Here is an 18,121-nt window from a genome sequence, read left to right as displayed (position 1 = left end):
AAGATGAACCTACAAGGCAAAATAAAGAGTAACTAATCCTTGATAATTCATCCTTGAAGAAATGGCAATCGAATTTACTAAGTATCATGGTCTGGGCAACGACTTTATTCTGATTGACAATCGCTCGTCATCTGAGCCTGTAGTGACTCCAGAGCAAGCCATCAAGTTGTGCGATCGCCATTTTGGGATCGGTGCTGATGGTGTAATTTTTGCCTTACCTGGAGAAAATGGCACTGACTACACCATGCGGATTTTTAATTCCGATGGTTCAGAACCAGAAATGTGTGGCAATGGCATTCGCTGTTTAGCTGGCTTTTTGGCAGATTTAGAAGGCGAATCCCGGAATAAAGATTCATATCGCATTCATACTTTGGGTGGTGTAATGACTCCCCAACTCTTATCTGATGGTCAAGTTAAAGTAGATATGGGTTTACCCAGGTTACTGGCTGGCGAAATTCCGACTAATCTTGCACCCGCCAAAGAAAAAGTAATTTCTCAGCCGTTGGAGGTGGCGGGGCAAACTTGGGATGTTACCTGTGTAAATATGGGGAATCCTCACTGCATTACCTTTGTAGAAGATGTAGCAGCAATTGAGCTAGAAAGCATAGGCCCGAAATTTGAGCATCACCCAGCTTTTCCCCAACGCATAAATACTGAATTTATCCAAGTTGTACGCCGTGATTATTTAAAAATGCGCGTATGGGAACGGGGTGCTGGAATTACATTAGCTTGTGGGACTGGTGCTTGTGCTTCCTTGGTGGCTGGAGTGTTAACTGGTAAATGCGATCGCACCGCCACTATAGAATTACCAGGTGGCCCCTTACAAATTGAATGGTCAGAAATCGACCAACGGATTTACATGACAGGCCCGGCTGACAGGGTATTCACGGGTAAACTGTAACCAACTTGGGAATGTGGATTTTGGATTGAGAATTCTTTATCTTAAAGGGTTCTACGATATCAGGTTCGGTTAAGCGACAGCGAAACCCAACAAAACCTTGATAATGTTGGGTTTCGTTCCTCAACCCAACCTACGCCTACGCCTACTAAAAATCATGACTTTGATAACGGGTAATGGATAGCCCACAAGGGAAGCAGGGTGGTTTCATACAACGAGAGAAAAACTTAAACTTGGTTTCAAAGCCTCTCTCCGTTTCGGGGAGAGGTTTGGAGAGGGGTCAAAATCTATGATGATACATAAGGAATCAAAACTTATGTATTTTTTTTTCGTATGAAACCACCCTGTGGATAGCCTGCAAGAGAAAGGGGTTAACCTAAAGCGGACTTTAACTCACTTTCTGCTTGTGCCAAAGCATCTGGTAATTTACTCGCATCGCGTCCACCAGCTTGGGCTAAGTTTGGTCTTCCACCGCCGCCGCCACCGCAAATTTTAGCGATCGCACCCACAAATTTACCAGCTTGCAAACCTTTTTTGTTCACTTCTGAACTAAAAGCTGCAACTATGCTAACTTTCCCCTCTTCAGGAACAGAACCCAGCACCACCGCACCGTTACCGATTTTTTGTAGTAAGCGTTCGGCTGCGGTTTTTAATGATTCTGGATCAACATCTTCTAATTTGGCGACGATGATTTTATGATCACCTACAGTTTCGGCTGTTTGTAGTAAGCTGTCAGATTTAGCGATCGCTAACTGTACCTTTAAGGTTTCCAGTTCCTTTTGGCTATTTCTCAGTTCACTTTGCAGACTTGTAATTCTGTCTGGCAATTCTTCGGGTTTAACTTTAAAGCGATCGCTCAAATCTTTAACTACTTTATCCCGCAGGTTGAGATAATCTAATATTGCTGGCCCCGAAACAGCTTCAATGCGCCGCACTCCAGAAGCCACACCAGCTTCAGAAATAATTTTAAATACGCCAATTTCAGCCGTATTACTCACATGAGTTCCACCGCAAAGTTCCATTGATACGTTAGGAAAGTCAATCACGCGGACTTCCTCGCCGTATTTTTCGCCGAACATGGCGACAGCACCTCTAGCTTTCGCCTCTGCTAAAGGTAATACTTCTACCTTTGCAGCATGTGCTTCGGCAATCCAAGCGTTCACCTGTTCTTCAATTTGTTGCACTTCCTCTGCTGTCAAGGCGCGGGGACAGTTGAAGTCAAAGCGCAGCCTGTCAAAGGAAACTAGGGAACCAGCTTGAGATATGCTGTCATCAACGATTTTTTTCAAAGCCGCTTGTAACAGGTGGGTTGCGGTATGGTTAGCTTGGGCACGACGGCGACAAGCTGGATCGATTTGGGCGGTGACGCGATCGCCTACGCGCAGTGTACCGCGTTCGATGCGTCCGAAGTGAACAAAGAAATCAGATTCTTTTTTAACGTCTTCAACGCGAACTACGATACCATCGCCAGAGATATAACCGCGATCGCCAATTTGTCCCCCAGATTCAGCATAAAATGGCGTTTTATCAAGGACAATTTGCACTTCTGTCCCCGCTTCTGCTTCCTCTTGAGAAACACCTTCTACCAAAATCGCTTCGACTTTTGCCGTCGCCGCCGATTGGGTATAGCCCAAAAACTCGGTGACTTGAACGTGTTCTGCTAGTTTGTCGAGGGAACCTTGCACAGTTAAATCGATGGTTTCGTGTGCTGCTTTGGCACGTTCCACCTGCTTTTGCATTTCGGCATTGAATCCCTCAACATCAACTTCTAGTCCCTGTTCTTCTGCAATCTCCTGCGTCAGTTCCAAGGGGAAACCATAGGTATCGTAGAGGGTAAAAGCATCGATTCCAGAAATTTTTTGTTTTGGTAAACCAGGAACATTTGATTCTGGCAAACCAGAAATTTTTTGTTTTGGTAAGCCAGGAACGTTTAATTCTGGCAAACCAGAAACTTTTGGTTCTGGTGAAGAAGATGGACGCTCCTGCTCATGTTGTATTGAAGACGGACGATTTATAATTTCTTCTAGGAGTTTTTCGCCTCTATCCAAAGTTCTGAGGAAATTCGATTCTTCTCGTTGCAACTCAGCTTTAATTGCTGCTTCTCGTTGGCGCACATTGGGGTAAGCTGATTCAGAAAGAGCGATCGCAGTTTCGGCAACTTGGGTAGTAAATTCGCCAGAAATCCCAATTAATCGCCCATGACGCACCACCCGCCGAATTAACCGCCGCAGCACATAACCCCGTCCCACATTAGAAGCGCGAATCTCATCAGCGATCATGTGGACAACAGAACGAACGTGATCGCCAATCACTTTTAGAGAAACTTTAGTTTTCTCATCGCTGCTGTGGTAATCAATGCCGGCAATTTGGGCTGCTGTTTGGATAATTGGGAAAATCAGGTCAGTTTCGTAATTATTGGGTACTTTTTGGAGAATTTGCGCCATTCTCTCCAAACCCATGCCGGTGTCGATATTTTTGTTTTGCAGTGGCGTTAAATTGCCTGAAGCATCCCGGTTATATTGCATGAACACGAGGTTGTAAAACTCGATGAACCGGGAATCGTCTTCTAAATCTATATTTTCGTCACCGCGTTCTGGGTGGAAGTCGTAATAAATTTCGGAACAAGGGCCACAAGGGCCAGTCGGGCCAGATACCCAAAAGTTATCATCTTCGCCTAAGCGTTTAATTCTTGCTACCGACACACCGATTTGATCGCGCCAAATTCCAAAGGCTTCATCATCATCTTTAAAAACGCTGACGACGAGATTTTGCGGGGAAATGCCAAAGACTTGTGTGGAGATTTCCCAACCCCAAGCGATCGCTTGTTCTTTAAAATAATCACCAAAGCTGAAATTGCCCAGCATCTCAAAAAATGTGTGATGCCGTTTAGTGCGCCCGACATTTTCGATATCGTTGGTGCGGATACACTTTTGCGAAGTCGTAGCCCGCTTAAATTCTGGTGTCCTCTGCCCCAAGAATATCGGCTTAAATGGTAGCATCCCCGCGATCGTTAGCAGTACGGTTGGATCTTCTGGCACGAGAGAGGCACTTGGGAGGATTTGGTGACTCCGTTGGGCAAAGAAGTTAAGGAATATGTTGCGAATTTCGTTACCGCTTAGGTACTGGGGATTTGAAGACATAGGTGTTTTTAACTTTAGACTTTAGACTTTCTACTTGGGCGTAGCGGCACTGGTAAGTGTATTTTCATAAATAGCTTTATATATTCTTGCATTTTGTTTCATATTACCGCCAGCAAATTGCCCAATTCTGTAAGCTATATGCAGTGATGAGAATGCTTTTAGACCATTATCTAGCTCTGGCAGGATGTGCCGGGAGCATCCCAAATGTGTAAAAACATATTTTGTCATTGCGAGCGTAATGAAATGAAGCGAAGCAATCGCAAAGTCTAGATGCTGCGATTGCTTCATTCCGCTTCTCTTACGAGACGCTACCGCGAACGCTCCATTCGCAATGACTACCTGCTAACGTGGTAAATTTGCTTGCATTGGGATGCTCCCGATGTGCTTAGGCATAGCCCGTCGTAGACATCGCATTTGATCTTGAAGATTAATTCTTAAGAAATACTTTAAAATTCCTATACTAGTGTGGTAAATGGTACTAAAAATGAATGTATCAAATGTTGCTTGTGAGGGATGTGCAATTCTAGGTTCTTGCAGAAGTTGAGACTTTAATATCTCAGAGTACGCTAACAAAATTTTTATATTTTTTCCGTCCTCTACACGGGCGAGGCGGAATCGAACTGATTTACCCACATTAGGGGCAGGTTTTTACATCAAACTTTTTATTTAGTTTTTTTTCTAAATTCATGATGTCGCAACTAATTAAGCAAAAGATGTGAGTTAACTAAACAAACACAGATAGAGCTTATAGGTAGAGACATCTTATTTATCCTGCTGACACATTGTGAACGAAAGTTTCAATTACTTAAATTAGAAATATTTTACCCTAGAAATTTGCCCTGTAATTATAGGGTTTCTTACTACAAAAAAGCTCTTATCCTTAAGAGGAGGGGACTTTGCTATCTATTTAGGTTGCATTTTTTTGCAATTTCACGCTTATCTTAATACTTGATTAAAGCCCAATACAGTTCAGTTAACGCTAAAAGCCTTAAACTATGTAGGTTGGGTTGAGGAACGAAACCAAACATTTCCAGGGCTTCGTTGGGTTACGTTTTGCTTAACCCAACCTACAATTTTTATTAACCCAAGCGTATTGGATTAAAGTCTAGTTTATAAAGAAAAAGGCTGAAATTGCCTATGATAGAGAATATTTTTAACTTGACGACCGGATTTAGATTTTGATCGTTTAATTGAAAATTTTATAGTTTCTTAATTTTTATTTTCAAAAAGAAATTAAGATGTTTAATTTAAAAGTTATTACCAACTATCTATTTTGGTAATTACATCAGCAAAATAATACTTAAGAAAGAACATGAGTAGTTTTTAGAAATTTCAATATTATTCAGTATTTTTACTGTTTGAAAAATATACTGTAAAGAAGACATTAGTTGTCAGAAGTGGATATTTAGGAAAAGATAGTAGTAGATATAAAGCCTTAAAAGGGGATAAATTTGGAAAAATATTGTAAATTCGGCGTAAAAAAGTTATATCTCCAAAAATTTCACTCAGTCTAAAATATTAAATTTAGTATTAGGCAGAGGTAGCAGCAAGTGACTAAAACTAATTTCTTTAAAATTTAAATAGGACAAAACATAAAGCAATGAATATTTCTATTCTGGTCTTTGGAAAAAAGAATTTTATCGCTACACTTCCAGATCAGATCCGTTATGCGACTGCTTTTAGTGTAGAAGCTATAGACAATCTGAATCAAGCAGTATCGCAGATTAAAACAACACCCCCCGATATAATACTTGTGCAGGCTAGCCTAGATGGAAGTATGGAACTGTGCAGTTGGTTGAAAGAGCAGACAAAACTATCTTGGATATACTGTATTCTGTTCGAAGATCGTTCCCAGCAGCTTACTGATAGAAATAAGGGTTGGCACAGAGAATTAGAGATGAGTGCTGCGGCCTTAAAACAAGGAGCCGATGCTTATATTTGGCATCTTATTGATGACAAAACAGGCCATAGCTTGGCAGAGTTTACTGCCAATCATGGGTTAATACTTGCTCAATTGGCTGTCGGCTTACGGAAAGCACAAAAATATCGAGACTTGATTCGGACAAATGATATGTTATCAGCGATCGCTTTAGCCGATTCGTTAACAGAATTAAATAATCGTCGTGCTTTAGAATGGGATTTGCCCAGACAAATTAATCGAGCTAGGACTCAAAAAACTTCCTTGAGTTTGATTATTCTGGATGTAGATCATTTCAAGAAAGTTAACGATACTCATGGGCATTTAGTAGGCGATCGCATTTTGCAAGTATTATGTCAGCGTCTGCGTCACAATCTACGCTGTCAAGACACAGCATTCCGCTACGGTGGTGAAGAGTTTGTGATTCTTTTGGCTAACACTAACGATGAAGAAGCGCTATTTGTAGCCCGTCGTCTTAATCGCGTAGTCAGCGACGAACCATTTGCACTTAGTAATAAACTGACAATTAATATTACTATAAGCCTGGGCACAGCCAGCTTGCAAGCTGACGACGATGAGCAAGGAGAGAGTCTGCTAAATCGTGCCGATCAATGTCTGTTACAGGCTAAAAATGCTGGGCGTAATCGAGTTATTCACTCGAATTACCTATCTCATGTTTCACATTTGAAAGCTGTTTCTTCATAAAAGTGGGAATGGGGAATGGGGAATTGGTGAAGAATTAATATTTATAATTCCTAACTCCTGTACAGACGCGATTAATCGTGTCTTTGAAGTTTTAACTCAGCATGACAATCTTCTATCGAAGCGCGTTGTCGCATAGCATTAACTAAAGCCTCGTAGCTAGACCAATTTTCTTGCAGTAAGGTTTTTGCTTGGAGTGCATGAAACCGTAGTTTCTGTTGATAAACTGATTCCGAAAAGCCCAAAACTGTCAAGGCTCCTATCAGCTTGTTTTTATCATCAAATCCACCCTCCACATTATTAAAAACTAGGGTTTCAGCAGCAATACCCGCCATCCAAACAGTGCAGTAGCGGTCTAGTATTTGGGCACTGATTTTACCCACTTCTAATTGAGATGCTAATTCGCTATCGTCAAAGCTAACGCCGCCTTGTCCAGACTGCCCCTGTTTCCAAGCTTCCCAAGCGCTGAGTGTGTAGCCAGTAACGGGAATACCTAGCATGTAAGCAACCAAAAAATGCCCTGCTTCGTGATGGACGATGCGATCGCGGTGTTCTTTTGAAAAACCAGCAATCCAATCTACAAAGATAGTACCACCCTTGCCTTGCAAGCTGAAGCTATCTAATGTCGCTATGCCCAAAATGGTGAAGGTAGCAAGTGCTGGGACTGCCGGTGATAAGTTGAAGAATGGCCCCACCAGTACCGATAGGGTCATGAGAAAGATAGATATTGCAACTAAATTTAAGGTAGTCTGGCTCATTGAGAGTTTTCTGAGTATCTGCTTAATATTTCTTTATTATGATGCGATCGCACAGCATTTGTATCAAGCTTGTAGCGATCGCCTATTTTTTCATCTCACAGCTAATTAAATTACTGGCTTAACAACGGATGTTTTCTCTATCACTAGAATGATGGCTGCTTTTCCAGTCGCAGACATAATGTGACCTTAGTAGGTATAAAACATCAAATAGGAGATGAATGTGGCTGAAGAATTTAAAAAGGGCGATCGCGTTGAATGGAACACTTCACAAGGTAAGACAACTGGCAAAGTAGTAAAGAAGCTCACTTCACCTACAGATATTAAAGAACACCATATTGCTGCAAGTGAAGATAACCCTGAATACTTAGTTGAAAGCGATAAGACAGGAAAACAAGCTGCTCACAAGCCTGATGCTCTGAAGAAAGTAGAGGAGTAATGCTTAGTCATGAGTAAAGATGTGAAAGCGGTGATTGACGAGTTTCATCAAGCTGTCAATATGACACCTAAAGAACTAGAGTCTTGGCTAGATACAGATGAGTCACAAACTGTCGGACAAAAGGATGGCGACGATGAGTCAATCGGTCATAAATCTGGACGGCGTATCATCCAGCTATTGCAGAAAAAGGATGATTACACCGACGATGACCTTTCGCACATGAAGAAAGTTATTAGTTATGTCCATCGTCATATTGCACAGCAGCCATCGGGTGATTTGGAACACACACGCTGGTGCTATTCTTTGAAGAATTGGGGACACAACCCACTCAAGTAAAGTACCTCATAGCCCGCCATTTAGGTGGGCAAATTCCTGCGATCGCCGTGAAAGTAAAATAAAATTATCCTCCACTTAAACCCCATCATGGCTATACCAGAACTGGAACAACAACTCCTTCAGCTTTCCCCTAGCGATAAACTGTATATGATCCAATTCCTTGCTCAAAGCTTGACCACACACAACACCCACCCAAACCAACCCACCAAACTTTCAGAATTCTTTCGTCAATCCCCTCTGGCTGAACTCACCGAAGAACTAGACCTTAGCCGAGGCTTAACATTGCTAAAAACCCTCATTGAGTCCCTACAACCAGAAACCCAAATTGAAACTTCAGAATATCCTCTGACTAAATTCTATGGATGTATCCAAGATGAAACATTCTTTCGCCATCCTCAAGGAAAACAACAAGAACGCGAACCCATCCTGTGAAATTTCTGTTAGATACTAACACTTGCATTATCTATATGCGTGGTAGAAATTTCGCCCTAAAGCAGAAACTAGAAACCACTGCTACTAAAGATATTGCCGTTTGCTCAATCGTCAAATCTGAATTATTTTATGGCGCAATGAAAAGCGCCAACCCAAAAAGGAATCTTACCTTACAGCAAGAATTTTTAGCTCAATTTATATCACTACCGTTTGACGATCTCGCAGCAATGACATTTGGAATTATTCGATCTCAGCTAGAAGCATTAGGCACTCCAATCGGAGCTTATGATTTACAAATTCCTGCCATCACACTGACAAATAACTTAACCCTTGTTACTCATAACACCAGAGAATTTAAGCGGGTTAATAACTTGTTGATTGAAGATTGGGAGATAGATAATTGACAAACGACTGGGTAGAAAAAATTATACAACTTTCTGCGTAGGCGTAGCCCGCCGTAGGCATCGCTCTCTTGCATTCCTTTGGGTATAAAATCACTCAAATACTACTGTTTTATTACCATAGACTAATTGTAGGTGCGTAGACGTAGCCCGCACTTCTCTACGAAATGCTGCGCCCTAAGCGGAGCTATGCCGCAGGCTTTACGGCAAGCTCTGTTACCACCGTAGGCGATCGCATCAAAGGCTGGCATGTGGAGCCAGCCCGATCTAAAAAAGCCTTGAAACTATTGAACCCGCTCCACTCTGCCCTGATTCGGCAATTCAAACGAGACTGTTGATATGATTGGGGCATTTGGATTAGGCACAGTAGGCCCAGTCTCTGGAGATGGAGCCAGTAGTCGATAGTCACTGCGCCAACGTTGATGATTGAGGTCACAAACAACATAACCGCGTTGTCTACCATTAAAATACTTTACCCACGGACTTTCTGGTAAAGCCTTCTCAATTCGGTCACTAGCGCCAAAGCCTGATGTAATCGATGTGCCAACAAATTCAGTACCGACTGTAGCAGAGTTAGGGTTATTGTAATCAGCTTTCAGGTCGCTCACCCAACTGGAGTGTGTGTCACCAGTAATAACAACTGGGTTGGCTGGCTGACGTTGAGCAAGGAAGTTGAGAATACGGCTGCGGGCAGCTACATAGCCATCCCAAGCATCAATATTAAAAGCAGTCTCAGGGCCTGCTGTCCAGTCGTGCTGGGTAAAGACAATCTGTTGAGCAAGAACATTCCAGCGTGCCCCAGAGCGCTCTAGATTTCGGAATAACCACTGCTCTTGTTCACTACCAGTCATAGTGGCATTTGGATCAAAAGCTTCTGGACAGCGTGGCTCAATAGTGTCATTACAAGGTTGGTCGCTACGATATTGACGAGTATCGAGAACATTAAATTCAACCAAGTTACCGAAGTTTAAGCGTCGATATAGCTGCATATCAATGCCTCTAGGTTTGGAAAAATCCCGCAGTGGCATGTGTTCGTAGTATGCTTGGAAAGCAGCAGCACGACGAGCTAGAAAAGCTTGGCGTGATTGTTGTTCTGGATCTTGAGGGATTTCATCCGCCCAATTATTGTCAACTTCGTGGTCGTCCCAAGTGACTAGCCAAGGAAATGCAGCATGAGTTTGTTGCAGACTGGGGTCACTTTTATATTGAGCGTGGCGGTTGCGATACTCCTCCAGTGTCACTGGCTCTCCATTACCTTCATGAGGTCGGAGTGCATTCGCTCTCGGCGCTCCCTCATAAATGTAATCACCGAGGTGAACCACCAAATCTAAATCTTCTTGAGCCATGTTTTTGTAAGCGGCGAAGTATCCTTGCTCCCAGTTTTGACAGGAAGCGAAGGCAAAGCGGAAGCGATTAACGCGATCGCGCGGGTTAGGAGCAGTACGAGTTCGTCCAATTGGACTAACTTCATTGCCCACCCTAAATTGATACCAGTACCAACGGGCGGGTTTTAATCCTTGCACTTCTACATGAACAGAGTGTCCAAATTCTGGAATAGCCATCTGTGTGCCACTGCGGACAACTCGCCGCATCTTTTCGTCGGTAGCAACCTGCCACTGCACTGGAACATTATATTGTGGCATCCCACCACCATTGAGCGGATCGGGAGCTAAACGCGTCCACAGCACTACATTATCTGCAAGTGGTTCACCGGAAGCCACACCCAGACTAAAAGGATAATTAGAGAATCGGGACAGGGCGAGAACTTTGTTAGACCATTGATTGGCGATCGCAAAACCAGTTAAGGCTCCAGTCCCAATCAACACTTGTCGCCGTCTCAGCCGACTTGATAGCAAGCGCTCGAAGTTGAAGTTTTGCATATACTCCCCTGATTATCGCGTTTGAATCACAGCAAAGTTTAACAGCGTAACTTTAATGCTTCTTTGCAATCAGGTTAAGCATTGATTATTCCAACACAATCCCAGTTATTTAATCTGAATTAATAGCGCGATTTGTGACTATATTTGAGCGTCGAGAATGCTCCTAAAATTCCCAAAATTAACAGACTGACTGTTGAACTTGTTTCGGGAACAGCTTGCACCCGATCTACAAGCAGCCCTGAAATTATTGTTGGTTCGCCTACATCTACAACCCCGACAGCTAAAGTATATTCTCCATCAGTTGGTAGATTAAAAGAAAAAGTTTTAAATCCGGTTTCTTCAAAAAAGCTTGAATCCGAATCTCTAGCCAAAAAATCTGTAGTAGTATCTGCTAATTTGAAAAATAAATCTTGAGAATTATTACTCACAGTTACAAAAGCAAAATCATTAAAATCAGGATTGCTATTATTACCTACTGTTTCATTAGTGAGGAAATTCCAAGCGAAAGATAAGGTTTCTCCTGCTTTTGCTGTGAATGTTTGTTTGATAGCAGAACCCTCAATCGCATCTGCTAGAAAGTCTTCTCCAAAAAAGGATGATACATCTAAAAAATTTTCTAATGAGTTCTCCGCAATGCCTGTGATATAGACAGCAGTAGCAGCATTTCCTCCTAGAATTTCTCCACCATTTTCGTCAACGTCAACCACTTCATTATAAGCAGTTGATAGAAAAGCTTGAGAATTTCCTTCTACTGTTCCGCTCCCGAAAGCTGAAGTCTCTACTCTGTAATCGCCTAATGTTTGCCACTTTTCAAAGCTATTTTCAAAGCCACCGTTGATGATTGCAGCTAGAGCAGCATTAGGTAGAAGCAAACTTGCAAAGATACTAACAATAGAAAAAACAACCCTATTCATTATTTACTCCTTAATTTTCAGCTTTAACTTTCAATACTGTATTTACTACAAAAGCTATTTATACATCTCTCTATAACTCAAATTACAAATCAGAAGGTTAACAAGATTTTAAGTAAGCGTTAAAAATAAAAAAATCTTCAATAAACATCCTTGAGATATAAATATTTTTACTTCTTAAGATTGATGTCATTGGGAAAGGTACACCTACATAGTTATAAAAGTGAATTAATATTATTTATGCCAAATAACTAGCTACAAAGTTGAAAAAATATTGATGCCCTTGAGAAGAAAGAATAATTATTTCTGCATCTGTTCTCTAATATCAATTTGCTGAAAATAGAGTGACCAGATGCAGCCAATAGGTGAAATATCTGAATGACGATGAATAAAGAATGATTCTTCTTGGCTATTAATCATTTCTAGAGAAGAAATGGCAAAAATTTTAGGCTAATCATTTCAGCTATTCTTAACAAGAGGTAATCTAATGACTAAATTTACACGTAGACAGTTACTCGCTTTTTTTGGTGCAAGTGCTGGTGCAACTGTCCTAGCTCCTGCTTTTGGGGAAAAACTTTTGAGCGGTAATCCTGCTGATGCGGTTCGACCTCTAAAATTTACCCCAATTCGGTTGCCCCATCCTTTACCGATTTACACACAGCAAAACAGCTACTTACCAACAGGAATTGGGCAAGGAAATGTATTACAACCCTCTGCTAATGCCCAGTTAAGTAGCTACAGCATAGTAGATGATGTTGTGGTTCCACCGGAATACGAACGGTATGTGATTGTGAGTTGGGGCGATCGCGTTTTTCCAAATCGAGAAGATTACTTTGGCTACAATAGCGACTACACCAGCTTTATTCCCATTGATGGTAGAAGCCCCAATGACGGCTACCTTTGGAACAATCACGAATACATCTCCTACCCATTTTCTACAACTGTACCTGGCTTCTTAATTGATAGCGGTTTAGGAGGATTTCCCACATCTTACCCCCTAATCATTGGTCGAGATTTACCAGAAGACAGAACTAATATCGAAGTGTTGGGTGAATTCATGTATAACATTGGCGGCTCTGTTGTGCGGATTGCCCGCCCAAACCGCAGTGGCCGCTTTGCTGTGGTGCGTGATCCGAAAAACCGCCGCATCCACGGACTTTCTGGTTTAGGAATTAATCGCGATCGCACTGATAATTATAAAAACATCACATCTTGGGGTAGCAGAAGTTACCAGCGAGGAGACAACAATTATCTAATTGGTACTGGGCCAAGTGCGACAGAAGTTTTCCCCCTCAGCACTGACGGATTAGGTAACAAAATCATCGGTACTGGATTTAACTGTTCTGGCGGTACAACTCCTTGGGGAACTGTTTTGTCAGCTGAAGAAAACTTTCAAGCCAGTCCAAGCTCTTTTGTCGGAGTTCAGGAACTTGTCAAACCCAATGGCACACAAACAAGCTACATCGAAGGCACAACAGGCGCTAGATTTGGCTTAGTTGGTGAAAAATACGGCTGGATGGTAGAAATCGATCCATCAAGCCAAAGTTTCCGCCCACGCAAACATACTGCTTTAGGTCGTTTCCGCCATGAAAATATCGCTGTGCGTGCGAAAGCTGGGAAACCATTAGTGGGTTATATGGGAGATGATCGGCGCGGCGGCCACACTTGGAAGTTTGTCAGTTCTGGTAGAGTTACAAATCCCACTGATAAAAAAAATAGTCGCTTATTTGAAAGCGGTACTCTATATGTCGCCCGTTACAATGCCAACGGTACAGGACAATGGATTCCTCTCAAACTAAACACGCCGACAAATCCGATTCCACCTTCAACTCTTGCTTCTGTAGAAATTGCCGCATTGGGCAAAGCTTCTAATAATGGTAATACTCGGCTACCAAAGCGCAGTGGTATTTTAGGACAAACTGAAAATGGTGGGTCAATTGTTGTCACAATAGAGCCAATTGTTGATTCAACCGGAACTATTGCCTCTTATGGTGAGGCTGAAGCTATACCTGCATACAAGGGCAAAAAGTTGTCTGATTTCTACACCAGCCAAGGTGCAGTTTTGGTTGATGCTTTTTTAGCTGCTAATCTCATCGGCGGAACTCCAACGGCTCGTCCTGAAGACATAGAAATCAATCCGAGAAATTCTAACGAAGTCTTTATCGCTTACACAGATGGTGCGCCTTCAGGAGATGGATATCCTGATTCACGAATCTTTGTAGTTTCTAAGTACAGTGCTAAAGTCAACGCTGCACAACCTTCAGGGTCACTTTTTAAAATTATCGAAGATAGTGCTGATGGTACAGGTACAAGCTTCCGTTGGCAGCGATTTGCTAAAGGTGGTGAAGCAGGTGCAGAACCCGGAGATGGCTTTGCTAATGTAGATAACTTAGCATTTGATAGCCAAGGTAACATTTGGGGTGTCACTGATATGTCTACTGAAGCCCACAATGGTTTCAGCACAGGCGCTAACCCAGAAGTATTACGGGTAGACCATCGGGTAGTGGGTTCTAACTCACCCAGCGCGGATGATTCTAATTTTAATGTCAGAACTTCTAACCTGATTGGGGTTTTTGGCAATAACTTTCTTTTCTTCATTCCCACAAGTGGCCCTGATGCTGGGGAAGTTGTACCTTTTGCTTATGGGCCACCACGCTGTGAGTTAACCGGGCCTACTTTCGTTGGCGATACACTGATTATTTCGGTGCAGCATCCTGGTGAAGAAGTACCATTCACCCCTCAGCAAACTCTCAGCCGAGATATTGAGATTTTGAACTTGGATGGCACTTTGTTTACTCAAAAACGCAGTGTACCTCGTGGTAGTAATTGGCCCAGCAATATTGAGGGGAATTCTGACGGGCCACCGCGTCCAAGTGTGATTGGGATTCGACGCAAACAATCAAGCGGTCGCTTTGTTTAACACTATCCGATTTTTAGATCGAATACGAAAATCAAATTCTTCCTTCCCTGCTCCCCTTGCTTACACAGCGATGGGACGTTTTTTTGTTGGGATATAAAATCATTCAAATACTACTGTTCGATTACCATAGACTAATACACGATTTTGCAAGTGCGATCGCACCGCTCTTGCTAATACAACTCTCTCCAAATCTTTGCCTTTTCTCACCAAATCATCAACTTCATCACGGTGGCTGACTCGCACCACATCTTGTTCAATAATTGGGCCTGCATCTAAATCAGCAGTAGCGTAATGAGCAGTTGCACCAATAATTTTCACACCACGTTCAAAAGCTCGATGATAAGGGTTTGCTCCGATAAAAGCTGGTAAAAATGAATGATGTATATTAATAATTTGTGGAAATTGACTAATAAAATCTGCACTAACAATCTGCATATATTTCGCCAATACAACTAAATCTATTTTGTACTTGCGTAATAATTCTAATTGTTGGGTTTCTTGTTCTGCTTTATTATCTTTATTGATGGGAATATGCTGGAAGTCAATATTAAATTGCTCTGCAACTACCTTTAAATTAGAATGGTTACTAATAATTAAAGGAATTTCAGCAATGAATTCTTTAGCGCGTTGTCGCCAAATTAAGTCAAATAAACAATGGTCTTGCCGACTTACCCAAATAGCAATGCGTGGTACTGTATCAGAAAAACGTATTTCCCACTTAGCGCCTAAAGGTTGAGCGATCGCATTAAATGCAGGAGCAATAAATTCTCGCGGTAAATTGAACCCATCTAATTGCCATTCAATACGCGTGAGGAATAACCCAGCAGCAAAATCTGTGTGCTGGTCTGCATGGATAATATTTCCACCATTAGAATAGATGAAATTGGCAAATTTCGCTACCAGTCCACGTTGATCGGGACAAGAAATCAGCAATGTTGCTGTCGGATTTGTCATAATATCGCCAGATTTTGAATTAATTATTTGCTGTTTGTCGGAGTCGGTTTAGGAATGGTGAGCGGAGGAAGTTTCTGACTATTATCTACAGGTTGTTTCCACTCTGATAGTTCCCGATTCACGGCATTTGCAAAATCTGTAGATACCAACAGCACATTTATATTTCCATCGGGTTTACTGGCTGGATCAGCTTGAGCGTACAAGAAACGTCCGTTAAAGTTAGATTTTCCTAAAATCAACTGATGGCTTTGTCGGTTTTTTAGGGTGATATTAATAGTTGCTTGGGGCTGATCTAGAGCAAATTCTCCAAGCTCTTTTGCTGGAGTTAATAAAGTGCGATCGCTATTACCCTTGACCAACAAATCCGTCAAATAAGAAACAATAGCATCATTTGCTGGGCCTGATATCGGAGATTTGATTACCCACTTAGGGTTACTAGATTCAGGGCTACGTTCCAAATTCAGAGTAAGCTTTTTCGTTTTAACTGTTAAAGACTGCACATCATCTTCTGCAAAAGAGAAAATTTGCTGCTTTTGCTCCTTTATTTCTTCTCGTACAGTCGCGCCCCGAATTTCATAGAAGTAAACAAAACTGCCTAAACCCAGCGTTAGCAGTATCAAAATTAAAGTCGTTTTCGGCAATTTCATTTTTTAGTCATTTGTCACTTGTAATTTGTCATTGGCGAAGAGTTAGTATTTATAACTCCTAACTTTCTCTTATCGTCGTTTCCACCAGATAATAAGTGCGATCGCAAACCCAATTAGAGGTAAAAGCAACAGAGATGACAATATAAGAAGATTACCTTGTGTAGTTGTCAGAGTTATCCGACGGTTTTTTGGTTCTTTAGGGCGAATGGAAAGGGGTTGCTGATCCTGTTGACTCAGCCAAGTAACTGAGTTGAGGAATACATCTCCATTTAATTGCTGTTGAAACAAACCATCGGTGGCGAAATCGGAATTTCCTAAAACCACTAAACGGGACTCGGTGGCTGTTTGAGATGAGGGAGTGGGGGAAGGAGTGGGAGCAGGGGAAGCAGGGGGAGTGGGGGAAGCCTTGCTTTGAGTGGTTGGTGATGGTAGGGGTGAAGGTGTCGGTGTAGGTTGGGGAGTGGAAGCAGATTTGGGTGATTGTTTTCTGCTTAAGGCAACGCCCAAGGTTAGAGGCCCTTTGAGGTCTTTACCCTCATTAAACTCCAACTTTTCGGTTTGGAGGTCGCTTTCTGCCCAACTGCTGGGGTAGGGTTTAGTTCGTAGCAAAGGAGTAGCCTCAACACCAGGCACAGAGGTAATTTCCAGTGGTCGGGCAATCGGATAAAAAGAATTACCGTTACCGAAATCTTTGGTAATCGGATGTTCTCCATATTCTGTGACTAAGGGTGCAGCAGGGCCAAGTCCTACCACGCTTTCGCCAGAGATATCGACTGCTAAACGATTATCTAGACGAACACCCCACTCTTGTAGCAAGCTGTCAACTTTGGGATCGGTATTAGGATCAATCATCAGCAGTAAATTACCACCGCGATTAAGATACTCTTGCAAAGCTTTGACTTCGCCTTCAAACAGCCCTCGCTTGGGGCCAGCTACGATTACGACAGAGGCATCTTGAGGAACTTTGGCAGTTTCTCCTAAATTTAACGGTGATGTTGTGAAATTTTTGTCGCCTAATCCCTGAACCGCTTGTGATATTGCACCTTTACCAGCAGAAAGTTGACGTTCGCCATGACCTTGAAGTAAATAAGCTTTGGCTGTGGTTGAACTTGTTAGTTGTTGCAGGCGACTAGTTAATCTGATTTCTGACAAGCGCTCATTTTGATTTACTGTTTGCACTAATTGCCGTTTATCGCCAGATTCTAAGTAAACTTCTCCGTAATCTTTGACACCAAACTTTTCTGCAAGTCCTGGTCTAGCTTGGGGGTCGATGTACTCAAATTGAAATTTTGAGCTTTGTCTTTGATAATTTTCAAGCAGTTCTCGGTCTTGGGGATTTTGGTTAATATCAAACACCCATACTTTAACTGGCTGTGGTAAAACCCTCACCAATTCGCGTGACTGGGGCGCAAGAGTAAACAATTGACTTTCTGTTAAGTCTGCCCGTAAGTGATAACGAGTTCCCAAAAAGTTAATCAATCCTAAAATTGCCAACACTGCCAGAGTTGCTACTAAGGCATTAGTCCCAGCTTGCGTAGAACGACGTTTCCACCAACTACTCTGGTAGCTTTGCCATATTATCCCCAACCCACTGATTACAATTCCTGTAATCAAAAATGCTAATGTAATTAGTCCCCACTGTTCAGAGACTAACCCAACTGTTAAGCCGACAGCAATTAGGAATGGGCCCAACCAAAACAAATATTTCCACAGTTTCTTTTTTACAACTATTTTCATATTCTTAAACTGAAGTGAGGAGTTAGGAGTTAGGAATTATGAGTTATAAGC

17 protein-coding genes are annotated in these 18,121 nt (G+C 42.1%); 8 read left to right on the top strand and 9 right to left on the bottom strand.

What is annotated here, in order from left to right:
* Positions 1–61: 61 nt before the first annotated feature.
* Entirely contained in the window at positions 62–901 is an 840-nt protein-coding gene (gene dapF, locus VB732_RS27275; protein ID WP_323234005.1) for a diaminopimelate epimerase, read from the top strand.
* Between the two features lie 368 nt (positions 902–1,269).
* Here the strand turns inward: dapF and alaS are convergent, their stop codons facing one another.
* A complete protein-coding gene (alaS, locus tag VB732_RS27270) occupies positions 1,270–4,038 on the bottom strand; it encodes an alanine--tRNA ligase (protein ID WP_323234004.1) in 2,769 nt (922 codons plus the stop codon).
* Positions 4,039–4,068: 30 nt separating this feature from the next.
* A complete protein-coding gene (locus tag VB732_RS27265; RefSeq protein ID WP_323234003.1) occupies positions 4,069–4,326 on the bottom strand; it encodes a hypothetical protein in 258 nt (85 codons plus the stop codon).
* Between the two features lie 1,312 nt (positions 4,327–5,638).
* On the opposite strand from VB732_RS27265, the gene VB732_RS27260 reads away from it, so the two are divergent.
* Positions 5,639–6,661 carry a diguanylate cyclase gene (locus VB732_RS27260; protein ID WP_323234002.1) on the top strand — a complete coding sequence of 341 codons (1,023 nt, stop codon included), beginning with the start codon at positions 5,639–5,641 and terminating at the stop codon, positions 6,659–6,661.
* 71 nt (positions 6,662–6,732) lie between these two features.
* Here the strand turns inward: VB732_RS27260 and VB732_RS27255 are convergent, their stop codons facing one another.
* Positions 6,733–7,416 carry an ATP-dependent Zn protease gene (locus VB732_RS27255; protein WP_323234001.1) on the bottom strand — a complete coding sequence of 228 codons (684 nt, stop codon included), beginning with the start codon at positions 7,414–7,416 and terminating at the stop codon, positions 6,733–6,735.
* On the opposite strand from VB732_RS27255, the gene VB732_RS27250 reads away from it, so the two are divergent.
* From VB732_RS27250 to vapC, 5 genes are all read left to right on the top strand, one after another.
* Positions 7,370–7,525, top strand: coding sequence for a hypothetical protein (locus VB732_RS27250; protein WP_323234019.1), 156 nt, complete (start codon positions 7,370–7,372; stop codon positions 7,523–7,525). The two genes, VB732_RS27255 and VB732_RS27250, sit on opposite strands and share 47 nt — an antisense overlap.
* A gap of 111 nt (positions 7,526–7,636) precedes the next feature.
* Positions 7,637–7,852: a DUF2945 domain-containing protein gene (locus VB732_RS27245; RefSeq protein ID WP_322674149.1), complete on the top strand. Its 216-nt coding sequence runs from the start codon at positions 7,637–7,639 to the stop codon at positions 7,850–7,852.
* A gap of 9 nt (positions 7,853–7,861) precedes the next feature.
* Positions 7,862–8,188: a DUF3140 domain-containing protein gene (locus tag VB732_RS27240; RefSeq protein ID WP_323234000.1), complete on the top strand. Its 327-nt coding sequence runs from the start codon at positions 7,862–7,864 to the stop codon at positions 8,186–8,188.
* An 87-nt stretch (positions 8,189–8,275) separates the two neighbouring features.
* Positions 8,276–8,620 (top strand): hypothetical protein, encoded by a 345-nt coding sequence (locus VB732_RS27235; protein ID WP_323233999.1) that lies wholly within the window; start codon positions 8,276–8,278, stop codon positions 8,618–8,620.
* Positions 8,617–9,024 (top strand): type II toxin-antitoxin system tRNA(fMet)-specific endonuclease VapC, encoded by a 408-nt coding sequence (gene vapC / locus VB732_RS27230; RefSeq protein ID WP_323233998.1) that lies wholly within the window; start codon positions 8,617–8,619, stop codon positions 9,022–9,024. Before VB732_RS27235 ends, vapC begins: the two co-directional genes overlap by 4 nt.
* A gap of 122 nt (positions 9,025–9,146) precedes the next feature.
* On the opposite strand, the gene VB732_RS27225 is transcribed toward vapC, so the two are convergent.
* The 3 genes from VB732_RS27225 to VB732_RS27215 all read right to left on the bottom strand — a co-directional run bounded on the left by VB732_RS27225 (position 9,147) and on the right by VB732_RS27215 (position 11,815).
* Positions 9,147–9,272 (bottom strand): hypothetical protein, encoded by a 126-nt coding sequence (locus tag VB732_RS27225; protein ID WP_323233997.1) that lies wholly within the window; start codon positions 9,270–9,272, stop codon positions 9,147–9,149.
* A gap of 33 nt (positions 9,273–9,305) precedes the next feature.
* Positions 9,306–10,901, bottom strand: a complete 1,596-nt coding sequence (locus tag VB732_RS27220) for an alkaline phosphatase D family protein (RefSeq protein ID WP_323233996.1) — start codon at positions 10,899–10,901, stop codon at positions 9,306–9,308.
* A gap of 119 nt (positions 10,902–11,020) precedes the next feature.
* On the bottom strand, positions 11,021–11,815 hold the full coding sequence (locus tag VB732_RS27215) for a hypothetical protein (RefSeq protein WP_323233995.1): 795 nt from the start codon (positions 11,813–11,815) through the stop codon (positions 11,021–11,023).
* Positions 11,816–12,299: 484 nt separating this feature from the next.
* On the opposite strand from VB732_RS27215, the gene VB732_RS27210 reads away from it, so the two are divergent.
* Positions 12,300–14,732: a PhoX family phosphatase gene (locus VB732_RS27210; RefSeq protein ID WP_323233994.1), complete on the top strand. Its 2,433-nt coding sequence runs from the start codon at positions 12,300–12,302 to the stop codon at positions 14,730–14,732.
* Positions 14,733–14,831: 99 nt separating this feature from the next.
* On the opposite strand, the gene purU is transcribed toward VB732_RS27210, so the two are convergent.
* The 3 genes from purU to VB732_RS27195 all read right to left on the bottom strand — a co-directional run bounded on the left by purU (position 14,832) and on the right by VB732_RS27195 (position 18,070).
* Positions 14,832–15,686: a formyltetrahydrofolate deformylase gene (purU, locus tag VB732_RS27205; RefSeq protein ID WP_323233993.1), complete on the bottom strand. Its 855-nt coding sequence runs from the start codon at positions 15,684–15,686 to the stop codon at positions 14,832–14,834.
* A 23-nt stretch (positions 15,687–15,709) separates the two neighbouring features.
* Complete coding sequence (locus VB732_RS27200) at positions 15,710–16,333, bottom strand: DUF4340 domain-containing protein (protein WP_323233992.1); 624 nt, start codon at positions 16,331–16,333, stop codon at positions 15,710–15,712.
* Between the two features lie 69 nt (positions 16,334–16,402).
* Positions 16,403–18,070, bottom strand: a complete 1,668-nt coding sequence (locus VB732_RS27195; protein ID WP_323233991.1) for a GldG family protein — start codon at positions 18,068–18,070, stop codon at positions 16,403–16,405.
* Positions 18,071–18,121: the final 51 nt, after the last annotated feature.

It is taken from the genome of Nostoc sp. UHCC 0252, from assembly GCF_034931145.1.
Lineage (GTDB): Bacteria > Cyanobacteriota > Cyanobacteriia > Cyanobacteriales > Nostocaceae > Nostoc.
The sequence above is the reverse complement of the archived record's forward strand: the minus strand, read 5'-3'. Positions and strand labels throughout refer to the sequence as shown.

Coding starts and splice junctions, on each gene's coding strand:
- VB732_RS27210 (WP_323233994.1), top strand. CDS start 12,300: ATGACTAAATTTACACGTAGACAGTTACTCGCTTTTTTTGGTGCAAGT.
- VB732_RS27240 (WP_323234000.1), top strand. CDS start 7,862: ATGAGTAAAGATGTGAAAGCGGTGATTGACGAGTTTCATCAAGCTGTC.
- VB732_RS27215 (WP_323233995.1), bottom strand. CDS start 11,815: ATGAATAGGGTTGTTTTTTCTATTGTTAGTATCTTTGCAAGTTTGCTT.
- VB732_RS27250 (WP_323234019.1), top strand. CDS start 7,370: ATGAGAAAGATAGATATTGCAACTAAATTTAAGGTAGTCTGGCTCATT.
- VB732_RS27255 (WP_323234001.1), bottom strand. CDS start 7,416: ATGAGCCAGACTACCTTAAATTTAGTTGCAATATCTATCTTTCTCATG.
- VB732_RS27260 (WP_323234002.1), top strand. CDS start 5,639: ATGAATATTTCTATTCTGGTCTTTGGAAAAAAGAATTTTATCGCTACA.
- dapF (WP_323234005.1), top strand. CDS start 62: ATGGCAATCGAATTTACTAAGTATCATGGTCTGGGCAACGACTTTATT.
- VB732_RS27195 (WP_323233991.1), bottom strand. CDS start 18,070: ATGAAAATAGTTGTAAAAAAGAAACTGTGGAAATATTTGTTTTGGTTG.
- VB732_RS27225 (WP_323233997.1), bottom strand. CDS start 9,272: ATGCCAGCCTTTGATGCGATCGCCTACGGTGGTAACAGAGCTTGCCGT.
- VB732_RS27235 (WP_323233999.1), top strand. CDS start 8,276: ATGGCTATACCAGAACTGGAACAACAACTCCTTCAGCTTTCCCCTAGC.
- VB732_RS27200 (WP_323233992.1), bottom strand. CDS start 16,333: ATGAAATTGCCGAAAACGACTTTAATTTTGATACTGCTAACGCTGGGT.
- VB732_RS27220 (WP_323233996.1), bottom strand. CDS start 10,901: ATGCAAAACTTCAACTTCGAGCGCTTGCTATCAAGTCGGCTGAGACGG.
- purU (WP_323233993.1), bottom strand. CDS start 15,686: ATGACAAATCCGACAGCAACATTGCTGATTTCTTGTCCCGATCAACGT.
- VB732_RS27265 (WP_323234003.1), bottom strand. CDS start 4,326: ATGAAGCAATCGCAGCATCTAGACTTTGCGATTGCTTCGCTTCATTTC.
- alaS (WP_323234004.1), bottom strand. CDS start 4,038: ATGTCTTCAAATCCCCAGTACCTAAGCGGTAACGAAATTCGCAACATA.